Origin of the sequence: uncultured Methanobrevibacter sp. (genome assembly GCF_905235195.1) — an archaeon.
Classification (GTDB): Archaea; Methanobacteriota; Methanobacteria; order Methanobacteriales; family Methanobacteriaceae; genus Methanarmilla.
Genome location: NZ_CAJOKH010000025.1, coordinates 1 through 12,755 on the forward strand (window position 1 = coordinate 1; position 12,755 = coordinate 12,755).

Consider the following 12,755-nt stretch of genomic DNA (forward strand, 5'->3'; position numbering starts at 1 on the left):
TAGGTACAAGCTATTTTGGTTATCATAGGTGTGATGATTTTGAAAAAGAGTATAAAGCAATCATGAATGAAAAACGCAGAATAGGATTATAAAAAAAATGAAATAATTTATTGGATAATAAAAAATAAAATTTAATAAAATCAAAATACATAAGTTAAATAATATAAAATATAATAAAATATAAAATTCATCAAAAATCTTAGGAGTTAAATCATGGGTTTATTTGGTTTTTTAAAAAAAGATAAAAAAGAAGAATCTTCAAAAGAAATTAATGAAGATTCTGAAATAGAGGATAATAACGATTTAAATGATGAAGAATTAACTATCGAAGATTATTTAAACTCAGATAAATTAACTGCAAAACAAAAACAACAAATTTTATATAAAAACTTCGCTGAAAATTCAGAAAACAGGAATGAAAGAATGATAGCTATAAACGAGATTATGGACGTTTATATGCTAAAAGATATAGCAATAAATTTTAAAGACCGTTACTCTAGAATGCTTGCTGTTGCTAAAATAGAAGATGAAGAGATTTTAAATGAAATAGCAGAACAATCACCTTATAGGGAAACTAGGCAATTAGCATATGAAAGATTAGGTAAAAAAGATAAATCAATTGCAGAACTCTTAAAAGGCCAAAATAAAAAAGACACAGTAAATAAAGCATTAAAGAAAATTGATGATGAGAAAATATTAACTGATATTGTAATAAATTCAGATGATAGGAAAGCAAGAAAAGGTGCACTATCTAAAATAACTAATAAAGACTTTTTAGAAGATATTGCAATTCAATCTAAAGATGAATCAATTAAAGAGGAAGTAATTAAAAAAATTGATTTAAATGATGATTTGATTAAAAAATTCCTATTTGAAGACGATTCATCAAATATTAAACTAATTTTGCTTGAAAATGTAGATGATGAAGAATTACTTAAAAATATTGTTCAAAAAGATAATTATGAAAAGGTTAGATTGCTAGCATTATCTAAGATAGAAAATCAGGATACTCTTGAAGATATACTTCAAACAACAGAACATCCTGATGTTAAAATAGAAATTATAAAAAGAATTGATAATATTGACTTGATAAAAAACATTGCACTTAATGATAAAGATAAATATACTCGTAGTGTAGCACTAAAATATATTGATGATAATGAAATATTAAAAAATGTAGCTTTATCTGGTGAAGATAATTTTATTAGAAAAATTGCTGTTGAAAAAATAAGTGATGAAAGATATTTAGAAGAGATTTTACTTAATGAAAAGGATATTTCAGTTCAAAAAGCAGCATTTTCAAATAAATATATTACAAATGAAAACCTCTTTTCAAACATTGCAATCAATTCAGAATCAGAGGAAGTTAGAAAGTTAGCAATAGAAAAGATTGAAAATGAAAATATTTTAAAAGATTTAGCAATTAATACAGATTATGAAGATACTGCAAGTTACGCTGTATCTAAAATAAATGATGAAGCTCTATTAACAGAGGTTATAGCAAAGACTAACCATAAAAATGTTGCCCTTAAAGCACTTAGAGGTGTTTATGAAGAAAATATCTTAGAAATTATTGTAACTAAATCAAACTTTGAAGATGTTAGAATCAATGCCCTTTCAAGAATAACAAATCAGAAAATAATTGAAAAGGTAGCTTTAAAAGATCCTGAGATTAATGTTAGATCAGCTGCCCTTAATAAAATTCAAAGTCATAAAGTTTTAGAAGAGATAGCTTTAAATGATCCAAATGAGTTTATACGTAATAAAGCTAATAAATTAATAAATTAAATTAGCTTATACTATTTAATTTTGATTTACTTTTTTATATTTTTATTATTCATTTATTTATCAAATATATAATTTAAAAATTAGTCTAATTCATTAGAGGGTATTCTATAATATGGATCTTCCAATATGTTTATTTCAATGAATTCACTTGCATCATCTAATAATTCTAAACAATCTTGGGATAGATGACTTAAATATACATTAATATTATTTTCTTTATATCTTTTACAAACCTCATTAATTGCTATAATTGCTGATTGATCTACAAAACGTGAGTTTATAAAATTAATAACTACTCCATCAACATCAAGGTCATAATTTAATGATTCTTTAAAATTTATACAGCTTGCAAAAAACAATGGTCCTCTAATTTCATAATACTGTATATTATTTTCCAATGTCAAATGTTGGAATAACTGTAATTCTTTTAGAACTTTGCCAAGCTAAATTCAATGCACTGATAAAAACACCAATTAAAACTGCAATAGCTAAATTATTTAAAACAACAGTTAAAATAGTTACTATAAACATAACTGCTATATCTATTTTAGGAAAATGATTTATCATTTTTAAACTGGACCATTTAAAAGTATTATATGCTACAACAAACATTACACCAACAAGTGCTGCCATTGGAATAATCTTAATAATTAAAGAACCATACATTATTAGTAAAAATATAACAAAAGCTGCTATTTCTATTCCACTTAAACGTTTTAATCCGCCAGATTCAAGATTAACCATTGTTTAACTATCATAGCACATCCTCCCATACCTTGGAATAGTCCACAGATGGAATTAGCTATTCCTTGTGCTACACTTTCTTTATTTGCACGACCTCTAGTATTGATCATTTCATCAACAACATTTACAGTTAATAAAGTTTCGATTAATACTACTGAGGCCATTAAAACAGCATAAGGAAGAACAATACTAAGGGATTCTAAGTTTATTGCTACCATAGGAATATGGAATGATGGAAGTCCTGATGTAATACTTGCAATATCTCCAATTGTTTTAGTATGTAAATTAAAAATAAGATTTATTAATGTAACTGCAATTATCGCTATTAATCCACTTGGAACTTTTTTTGTAAAACGTGGAAGAGAATACATTATTAAACTACTAATTATAACTAAAACTAACATTAAAATAAGTGGAGTTCCACTTAACCAAGATCCAGAAAGAGTTTTAAATTGTTCTATTTGGGATAGGAATATGATTATTGCAAGACCATTTAAAAATCCGTATACTACAGGCTGTGGAACAAGACGTATAAATTTAGCTAATTTCAATAAACCTACTGCTATTTTTATAATTCCCATTATAATAACTGTCAGAAATAGATACTCGACTCCATGAGTAACTATAAGAGCTGCACTGACAACTGCTGACTACCTGCTGCACCACTTATCATTCCAGGCCTTCCACCAAGAAGTGATGTTACTAGACATATTATAAGTGCAATGTATAGGCCTGTTAATGGGTCTAAATGTGCAACTATAACAAATGCAATACATTCTGGCATTAGAGCAAGAGATGTTTGTAATACCTGCTAATATTTCATTTTTTAATGTAATAAATCATATTCATCTTTAATATTTGCAAAATTATACATAAGACCATCAAATTTGATTTAAATTATAAAAGTAATGTTTTATAGAAACTTATATAAAAAATTAGTTTATCTAATATATAAAATAATTATCTAAATTTTCAATTATTAATTTAATAAATGTTTATAGAAAATAGAAAAAATCCATAAGGGATTATTAAGAAATATCTAAATAAATAAAAAAAGAATTTATAAAAAAATTTATTTAGAATATATTTTTAACTGCTTCTGCTAAAGGAGCAATTTCAGATTGGTTAATACCTATAGCTAACTCTTCATCTTTAACTTTAGCAGTTCTTCTAGAACCATCACATCCTAAAGTAATATTAGGTTTTCCGGTCTCAATAGGTGTAGCACATACATCACCACATAATGATTGTATACCTGAGAAATTAGGTTCGAATTTTTCTGAGTATTGGTAAACATAGCTTTGAGCAGTTCTCATACCTGCAACTGGTTTTACAAAGTAAACAATTACATCTGGTGCAAATTCAGCATCTTGTAAAGGTGCATAAATTAGTCCTTTATGTCTAGTAGAGACTTTTGTAAGATTATCTGCTACTTTTTTACCTTCTTCAAGTGATTTAAATCTTCCAAGTTCAAAATATTTTTCACCACTTGCAACTTTTTTAGGAGCATCTTCAAGACCTAAAGCGGAGGAACCCCCTTTACATGTTTGTTCATCTTTAGTTGCATAGAATGATTCTCCTTTTGAAGCTAATTTAACCATTTCACAATGTCTTACTGGTTTAGCTTTTTCTATTCCTATAGGGATTTCACTTTCATCATCAAAGAATTTAATAGCAACAACATTATCTTCTATTCCTATTTTTTCTTTAAATAAACTTGCATATTCCTTGTTTTTACTTACATCATATTCTGCCATATTTTAACCTCAAAATATTATAAAAAGATAAGGATAGTATATTATTTATAATATTTATAAATTATCTTAACAATGTTATATCATTATTATAAGAACAATAATTAAATAAATACCTAATTTAAATAATTTAAAAAGAAAAAATATATAAAATAAGGAATATATTTTAGGAAATAAATATCATTAATTTAATTAATATTATAAAAACTTATTAAAAATAAAAATCAGTACGAATCTTAAATTAAGTAAATTTTAAAAAAAGAATTGAATATTTAAGACTTTTAATACCTAAAACATTTTTTTTTATAAAAAAAATATAAAAAAGATAAATGAGAGATTAATCTCATTGTTTATCAATTTTTTTATTTTTCAGCCGTAATGTCATTAAAAATACAACTACCATAAGTATTGAGGTTACTTCCATTACAAATGCCATAGCATCCTGAATAACTGTATCTATAATGGTTAAAGTTGTTTTATTTTGTTGGATATCATTTACAGAAACATCTTGGAAGTGATTATAAATTTCATGTTGGAATGTTTCATTTCCAGAATATTGTGGAGCATACATATCTACTGTATGAGAAATACCTCCAAAAACTCCAAGAATTAGGATTATTCCAATAATTGCAGTACCCATAGATTCTCCTAAAGATTGTCCTACTGTAGTAATACCTGATGCATTATTTTGACTTTCAGCAGGAATATCGATTAATGCAATATCCACACTTAATGCCATTATAAAACCAAGTCCTGATCCCATTACAAACAAACCCGGCATTAAATTAAAAGTTGAAGTCTCAAGGGTAAACTGATTACATAAAAGAAGACATCCAACTATTGAAAGTATGCTTCCAATAGCCATAAGAATCTTATGATTTAATCTTGAAGATAATTTAGGAGCAATTATTGCAAAAATAAGTAAACCTAAAGTTAGTGGAAGTGTAGTCAATCCAGTATCAAATGCATTTAACTGTAAAACAGTTTGTAAAAAGACTGAAACTGCAAATAATCCTCCACCCATTGCAAGATAACATAATAGCATAACAGAAGAACCTACACGTAAATTCCTGTCTTTAAATAATTCAACATCAAGTAATGGTACTTGACCATTACGTTTTCTTTTAAGTTCATACCACGCAAAGATTGCTAATATAATTAAAGCAATAATAATCATAATTATACTAGAAGTAGTTTCTTTAGATAATGATAAAATACCAAGAACTAATAAAATTAGGCCTATAAATGAAATTATAGCACCTGTAATATCTAAATCTTTTTTAGATTCAGTTGGTGCAAATGAAGGTATTTTACCTTGCATTGCTAAAATAAAAATTACAATTATTAATTCACATGCAAATCCATATCTCCAACTGAGAAATGTAGTCATAACTCCACCAAATAGTGGACCGATAGCAGCTGCAATTGCACCCATAACTCCTACAATAGCTAAAGCCATTGTACGTTTTTCACCAGAATAAGTACCACTGATTATTGAAACCGTTGCAGGTAACATTAATGCTCCAGCTACACCTTCTATTACTGCCCATCCTAAAAATAAGATTTCAACATTTGGGCTTATTGATGCTATAAATGTACCAAGACCATAAAGAGCAGCACCAATTAAAAATAGTTTCTTTTTACCAATAATATCTTGAAGCTTAGCACTTAGCAACATACATGCAGCTGTAATAAGAGTATAAAAGGACATAAGCATTTGAATAGTGCTTACATCAGTATGTAAATCGACAACAACCTGAGAAATACTTACATTCATAAATGTAGCTATAATTAAAGAAGCACAAGCTATTACTAATAGCGGAATCCATGACTGTTCTTTTGTATTTTCATTCATATTAATTTATCTCCATAATATTTAAATTTAAAAATAATTTAGCAATATTCCGATTAATCTATTAAATTTATATCTATTTATTTAATTTTAATATCTCACTAATGATTATCATATGAGATAAATTAAATAAGTAGGATCTATTTTTAATAGTGGAATTAAATGTATATTTATTAAAGATAATTTTTAATAAAAATTTAAGAATAAAAAAATAAAGATATGGATAGAATCATATCTTATTTATTTATTTTTAATTAAGTATTCTAATTCATCTAAACGTTTATTTAATTCTTCTTCATGTTTTTTGTAATGTCTTGATAATATTGCAACAGTTAATGTAGCAGTACCTACTCCTGATAGTATGTATCCACTCCAAACTAAAATAATTGCATTAATTTTACCAATAATAGTATTTCCAAGTATTGCATAACCATTACTTGTAAATGCATTTGAAACCATTGCCATAGAATCTAATGGACTTACACTTTCTGAAAATATTGTTAGAATAAAACTAAAAAAAACAATAATGAATAATAGAACTATTGTAATTCCAAGACTATTGGACTCAGTATATTGTCTAAATTTATTGTAATATAACTTCATCAAATAGATATAAACGATTATATGAAATTGATAGAAAGGGAATAATATATATGATGCATTAAAAACAATATATATTATAGACTCAAAAGGTATTAATAAGAAAAATAATACTTTATTCTTCCATAAACTATAATCTAAAGTTAAAGCAACATATAATGATATAATTATTTGCAAAATACCCATGGCTAAAAAATCTGTTTTTTCACTTACACATATGTATATTATGAATAAAAAGAATATTGACATCATAATTAAGTAGAAAACTTGATTTAATGTATGATATTCTTCCATAGGAAAATATTCAAGTGGATTTAAAATTTTTCTTTTACTATTTTTTAATTTCTTATAAATAAAATTTCCAACAACAAATAAGCCATAGTATATTAATATAGCTATAATAAATTCACAAATAATAATTATAGATTCCATAAATATATTTTATTTAATCTTATATTTAACCTTTTAATAATTCCATCAAGGAAATTGATAAATAGTAATAATTACATTTTATCTTGCTATATATAAACAGTTATATTAAAGATTTTCAATCTCTTTTCAAAAATTTGTGTATAAAGTTTATTAGAATTATTTACGGTTTTTGAAATTAATTATTAAAATAAATCTATTTAAAACCATTTTTCTACTTTCATTCTTATATTTATATGTTTTAGAGAATTTTGGAATTTATTTATTAGTTTTTAATTCATATGAGCTTTTATTTTATTTTTAGTTTATTAATATTAAGTACATTTTATATATTAAGTGTACTATTTCTAAATTAAAATAAATAAATTAAGACTTAAAGATTTCATATATTAATTTGAAAATTCAAATCAAACAAGTTTTTAAAAGTGCTGATTTTAATTAAAAACTTATTATTGTTGTATTTTTTCATCAATTAATTCTTTTGCAAGGGGAGTAATATTTTCTTTTAAAATTTCTAATAAAAAGTCACCAGTATATGTACCTGATTTAGATACTTCTTCAGGGGTTCCTTGAGCAATGACTTCTCCTCCTCCATCTCCACCTTCAGGACCAAGATCTATAATATAATCTGCAGTTTTAATAACATCCAGATTATGTTCTATAACAACAATAGAATTGCCTTTATCTGTAAGTCTATTTAAAACAGAAAGTAATCTTTTAATATCTGCAAAATGTAATCCTGTAGTTGGTTCATCTAAAATATATAATGTTTGACCTGTAGAGGATTTTGATAATTCTTTTGCAAGTTTAATCCTTTGAGCTTCTCCCCCGGATAATGTAGTAGCAGGTTGACCTAACTTAAGATAACCTAATCCTACATCATATAAAGTTTGTAGTTTATTTTTAATTTTTGGAATATTTTCAAAGAATTCTAAAGCTTCTTCAACTGTCATTTCAAGAACATCATATATATTTTTACCTTTATAACGAATGTCCAAGGTTTCTTCATTATATCTTTTACCATGACATACTTCACAAGGAACATATACATCGGCTAAAAAGTGCATTTCAATTTGTATAATCCCATCACCTGAACATGCTTCACATCTACCACCTTTTACATTAAAACTAAATCTTCCAGGTTTATATCCTCGTGCTTTAGCTTCAGGAGTTTGTGCAAAAAGTTCTCTTATTGGTGTAAATAATCCTATATAGGTAGCAGGATTACTTCTAGGGGTCCTACCAATAGGTGTTTGATTAATAATTATAAGTTTATCAATATTTTCTGCTCCTTCAATTGTATCATGGTCTCCTGCAAATGCATATTTATGATCTAATATGCCTTTAAGACCCTTATATAATATCTGATTAATTAGGCTACTTTTACCTGAACCACTTACTCCGGTAACACAGGTAAATAATCCAAGAGGTATTTTAACTTCTATATCTTTAAGGTTGTTTTGTCTTGCACCTTTTATTGTAACAAATTTACCATTACCTTTTCTTCTCTTTTCAGGTATTGGTATAAACTCTTTTCTAGAGAGATACCTGCCTGTTATAGATTCTTCTGAAGATAGAATATCTTGAGGAGTTCCTTGGGTAATAATACGACCACCATGTTCACCTGCACCAGGTCCTATATCGACAACATAATCTGCAGATAAAATGGTCTCTTCATCATGTTCTACAACAATCAAGGTATTTCCAATATTACATAAATGTTCTAGAGTTTGAATAAGTTTACGGTTGTCTCTTTGGTGTAATCCTATACTAGGCTCATCAAGAATATATAAAACACCTACAAGTCCTGAGCCTATTTGGGTTGCAAGTCTTATTCTTTGAGCTTCCCCTCCAGATAATGTTCCTGATGAACGTGCCATAGTAATATAATCAAGACCTACATCTACGAGAAAACTTAATCTTTGATTTATTTCCTTTAAAACTTCACTTGCAATATATTCTTCCCGATCAGTCAATTCAAGATTTTGGAAAAAATTATAGGAATCTTTGATTGACATTTCACAGACTTCTGCAATATTCATGCCTCCAACAGTTACAGCTAATACTTCAGGACGTAACCGTCTACCATCACAAACAGAACATTTTCTATCACTCATAAATTTAGAAATATGTTTACGATTCCAGTTAGACTTAGTTTCAAAATATAATCTTTGAAGACGGATTATAACTCCTTCAAAACGTCTGTTAACCATATATGTCCTATTTCTCCTATTTATATTAAATGGTATTCTGTCTTCGGAACCATATAAAATAATATCTTGATTTTCTTTTGATAAATCTTTAAATGGTGTGTCCAATGAAAAATCATAGAATTCTCCAAGTGCCTGAAGCAATTGATTATAATAATTGTCTTTTTTATTTGAATTACTCCATGGTACTATAGCTCCTTCATTAATAGATAAATTTTTATTTGGAATTACTAAATCTGGATCTATTTCCATTTTAGAGCCTATTCCTTTACATTCAGGACATGCACCATGTGGTGAATTAAATGAAAACATACGAGGAGTTAACTCTTCAAAACTTAATCCACAATCTACACACGCAAAATCTTCGGAGTATACTTTTTCATATTCTTCATCTTCTTTGGGAGTAAATAATACTTTTACAAGACCTTCTGAAAATTTACTAGCAGTTTCTAGAGAATCTGTTAATCTTCTTTTAAAATCAACAGTATTTCTAATTTTTAACCTATCTACAACAATATCTATTGTATGTTTAAAGTTTTTCTTAAGTTCAATATTTTCTTCAAGGTCTCGTATTTCACCATCAACACGTGCTCTAACAAATCCCTTTTCTCTAAATTCATCAAAGACCTGTCTGTGTTCTCCTTTACGGTCTTTAATAATTGGAGATAAAACCTGGATTTTAAGACCTTCTCCTTCTTCCATTATTGTTTCTGCAATTTGTCCTATTGTTTGCTGTGATATTTCACGACCACAATTTGGACAATGAGGTATACCAATGCGGGCAAAAAGCAATCTTAAATAATCATAAATCTCTGTAATTGTTCCAACTGTACTTCTAGGATTTACTCTTGTAGTTTTTTGATCTATTGATATAGCTGGAGATAGACCTTCTATGTAATCTAATTCTGGTTTGTCCATCTGTCCTAAAAATTGTCTTGCATAACTAGATAATGACTCTACATATCTACGTTGTCCTTCAGCATAGATAGTATCAAAAGCAAGTGATGATTTACCTGAACCACTTAAACCTGTTACTACAATAAATTCATCACGTGGAATGTTTAAGTCAATGTTTTGCAGGTTATGTTCTCTTGCACCTTTTATAATAATTTCCCTTTTATTTGAGTCTTTACTCATATTTTCACCAAAAAATATAAACTAATTGTTAATAAATGTTTAAGAATAATAAAGAATTTTTGATAATTATAGTATTTAGATATAATCTCCAATAAAATATTTGATAATTTATATATTAAATTTGTAGATTTATAAATTATATCGTTCGTATATAATGAAACTATTTATTTATAAATAAATCTATTTTTTTCAATAATTTAAATTAGTATAATTTTATTTAATTTAAAATGTGAAATTTAATTAATTAAACCTTTAAGTTGAACAATTTCATCTCTTAAAAGTGCTGCCTTTTCAAAATCTAAATCATTAGCAGCTTCATGCATATCCTTCTCTAAATCTCTTATTAATAATTTGATTTCATCTTTAGGTAAACGTTTAATTTCTGAAATCTTTTTAACTTTAAGATCTTGTTTTTTCTCTTTTAATGTTCTTTCTGTAGATTTAGGAGTAATATTAAATTTTTTATTATAAGCCATTTGTATAAAACGTCTTTTATCTGTAATATCTTTAGCATTTTTTACAGAATCAGTCATCTCATCGGCATACATTATAACCTGACCATAAACATTACGTGCTGCTCTACCAATAGTTTGAATAAGAGAAGTTTCACTTCTTAAAAATCCTTCCTTATCAGCATCTAAAATAGCAACAAGAGATACTTCAGGTAAATCAAGCCCTTCTCTTAAAAGGTTAACTCCAACCAATACATCAAAAGACCCACGTCTTAATTCATCAATAATTTCAATACGTTCTAATGTATCGACTTCAGAATGTAGGTAATGAACTTTAATACCAATTTTTGCATAATAATCAGTTAAATCTTCTGCCATACGTTTGGTAAGTGTAGTTACAAGTACACGTTCATCACGTTCAGCTCTTTTTTTAACTTCACCAAGTAAATCTTCAACTTGACCCTTAACTGGTCTTATAATAACCTCAGGGTCAACCAGGCCTGTTGGTCTTATAATTTGTTCTGTAACATTAAGACTTCTTGAAAGTTCATAGTTACCAGGAGTAGCTGATATGTAGATAACCTGATTTACAGAATCCTCAAATTCATTAAATTTAAATGGGCGATTTTCTTTTGCAGAAGGCAATCTGAAACCATAATCAACAAGAGTCTGTTTACGAGCCTTATCTCCATTATACATACCTCTAATTTGAGGAACTGTTACATGTGATTCATCAATTATAGTTAAAAAATCATCTGGAAAATATTTTAGTAATGTATAGGGCATATCTCCCCAGTTACGACCTGATAAATGCATAGAATAATTTTCTATTCCTGGACAATAACCCATCTCTTGTAGCATTTCCATATCAAAACGAGTTCTTTGCTCTAATCTTTGTGCTTCTAAATACTTACCTTCCTGGTTTAAATTCTTTAATCTTGAATCAAGTTCTTCATTTATATCCTTTAGGGCTTGTTCCATTCTATCTTGACCTACAATAAAATGCTTTGCAGGAAATAAAGTATATCTTTCAAGAGATTCTTTTTTTTTCTTAGTTACAGGATCAATCAATGATATGCCATCAATTTCATCACCAAATAGTTCTATCCTAATAGGACTAGTACCATCAACAGGATTAATTTCGATTACATCCCCTCTAACACGAAATTGTCCTCTTTCAAAAGCCATATCATTACGTTCATATTGCAGATAAATTAATCTGGATAAAATATATGCTCTATCATATTCATCTCCAATTTGAAATGGAAAAGCAAATTCACCATAATCTTGAGGTGAACCTATACCATAAATACAACTTACACTACTTACAACTATAACATCATCACGTGAAAGAAGTGACTGTGTAGCAGAATGACGCATAATATCAATTTCTTCATTTATTGATGCTTCCTTATCAATAAATGTATCACTTCTTGGAACATATGCTTCTGGTTGATAATAGTCATAATAACTAACAAAATATTCTACAGCATTTTCAGGGAAAAATCCTTTAAATTCTTCATATAATTGAGCAGCTAAAGTTTTATTATGAGATATTACAAGTGTTGGTTTTTGAACTTTTTTAATAACATTTGCCATTGTAAATGTTTTTCCAGAACCTGTTACACCAAGTAAAGTCTGCTCATGTAAACCTTTATTAATCCCACTAACAAGGGAATCAATTGCTTTTGGCTGATCACCTAATGGCTTAAAAGGCGAATGTAATTTAAATTCTTTCATAATATCAATTAAATTTAAAAATTATGAAAAATAGTTTATGATTTAATCT

General features: G+C 27.2%; 10 protein-coding genes. 1 reads left to right on the forward strand and 9 read right to left on the reverse strand.

Annotated elements, in window-relative coordinates:
* The first annotated feature begins 213 nt into the window (after window positions 1-213).
* On the forward strand, window positions 214-1,788 hold the full coding sequence (locus QZ146_RS03855; protein WP_295722341.1) for a HEAT repeat domain-containing protein: 1,575 nt from the start codon (window positions 214-216) through the stop codon (window positions 1,786-1,788).
* 80 nt (window positions 1,789-1,868) lie between these two features.
* On the opposite strand, the gene QZ146_RS03860 is transcribed toward QZ146_RS03855, so the two are convergent.
* The 9 genes from QZ146_RS03860 to uvrB all read right to left on the reverse strand — a co-directional run bounded on the left by QZ146_RS03860 (window position 1,869) and on the right by uvrB (window position 12,706).
* Window positions 1,869-2,186: a sodium-independent anion transporter gene (locus tag QZ146_RS03860; protein ID WP_295722342.1), complete on the reverse strand. Its 318-nt coding sequence runs from the start codon at window positions 2,184-2,186 to the stop codon at window positions 1,869-1,871.
* Window positions 2,176-2,532, reverse strand: coding sequence for a SulP family inorganic anion transporter (locus QZ146_RS03865; protein ID WP_295722343.1), 357 nt, complete (start codon window positions 2,530-2,532; stop codon window positions 2,176-2,178). Before QZ146_RS03865 ends, QZ146_RS03860 begins: the two co-directional genes overlap by 11 nt.
* Window positions 2,505-3,158, reverse strand: a complete 654-nt coding sequence (locus QZ146_RS03870; RefSeq protein WP_295722367.1) for a SulP family inorganic anion transporter — start codon at window positions 3,156-3,158, stop codon at window positions 2,505-2,507. Before QZ146_RS03870 ends, QZ146_RS03865 begins: the two co-directional genes overlap by 28 nt.
* Window positions 3,155-3,316, reverse strand: coding sequence for a hypothetical protein (locus QZ146_RS03875; RefSeq protein ID WP_295722344.1), 162 nt, complete (start codon window positions 3,314-3,316; stop codon window positions 3,155-3,157). Before QZ146_RS03875 ends, QZ146_RS03870 begins: the two co-directional genes overlap by 4 nt.
* Before the next feature lie 292 nt (window positions 3,317-3,608).
* Complete coding sequence (locus QZ146_RS03880) at window positions 3,609-4,289, reverse strand: DUF169 domain-containing protein (protein ID WP_295722345.1); 681 nt, start codon at window positions 4,287-4,289, stop codon at window positions 3,609-3,611.
* 340 nt (window positions 4,290-4,629) lie between these two features.
* The gene (locus QZ146_RS03885; RefSeq protein WP_295722346.1) at window positions 4,630-6,141 is read right to left on the reverse strand and encodes an MFS transporter; all 1,512 of its coding nucleotides are present in this window, start codon (window positions 6,139-6,141) and stop codon (window positions 4,630-4,632) included.
* Between the two features lie 237 nt (window positions 6,142-6,378).
* Window positions 6,379-7,170 (reverse strand): hypothetical protein, encoded by a 792-nt coding sequence (locus QZ146_RS03890; RefSeq protein ID WP_295722347.1) that lies wholly within the window; start codon window positions 7,168-7,170, stop codon window positions 6,379-6,381.
* A 446-nt stretch (window positions 7,171-7,616) separates the two neighbouring features.
* A complete protein-coding gene (uvrA, locus tag QZ146_RS03895) occupies window positions 7,617-10,514 on the reverse strand; it encodes an excinuclease ABC subunit UvrA (protein WP_295722348.1) in 2,898 nt (965 codons plus the stop codon).
* Window positions 10,515-10,750: 236 nt separating this feature from the next.
* On the reverse strand, window positions 10,751-12,706 hold the full coding sequence (gene uvrB, locus QZ146_RS03900) for an excinuclease ABC subunit UvrB (protein ID WP_295722349.1): 1,956 nt from the start codon (window positions 12,704-12,706) through the stop codon (window positions 10,751-10,753).
* Window positions 12,707-12,755 lie beyond the last annotated feature (49 nt).

Coding starts and splice junctions, on each gene's coding strand:
- QZ146_RS03885 (WP_295722346.1), bottom strand. CDS start 6,141: ATGAATGAAAATACAAAAGAACAGTCATGGATTCCGCTATTAGTAATA.
- QZ146_RS03890 (WP_295722347.1), bottom strand. CDS start 7,170: ATGGAATCTATAATTATTATTTGTGAATTTATTATAGCTATATTAATA.
- QZ146_RS03855 (WP_295722341.1), top strand. CDS start 214: ATGGGTTTATTTGGTTTTTTAAAAAAAGATAAAAAAGAAGAATCTTCA.
- QZ146_RS03865 (WP_295722343.1), bottom strand. CDS start 2,532: ATGGTTAATCTTGAATCTGGCGGATTAAAACGTTTAAGTGGAATAGAA.
- QZ146_RS03880 (WP_295722345.1), bottom strand. CDS start 4,289: ATGGCAGAATATGATGTAAGTAAAAACAAGGAATATGCAAGTTTATTT.
- QZ146_RS03875 (WP_295722344.1), bottom strand. CDS start 3,316: ATGCCAGAATGTATTGCATTTGTTATAGTTGCACATTTAGACCCATTA.
- uvrA (WP_295722348.1), bottom strand. CDS start 10,514: ATGAGTAAAGACTCAAATAAAAGGGAAATTATTATAAAAGGTGCAAGA.
- uvrB (WP_295722349.1), bottom strand. CDS start 12,706: ATGAAAGAATTTAAATTACATTCGCCTTTTAAGCCATTAGGTGATCAG.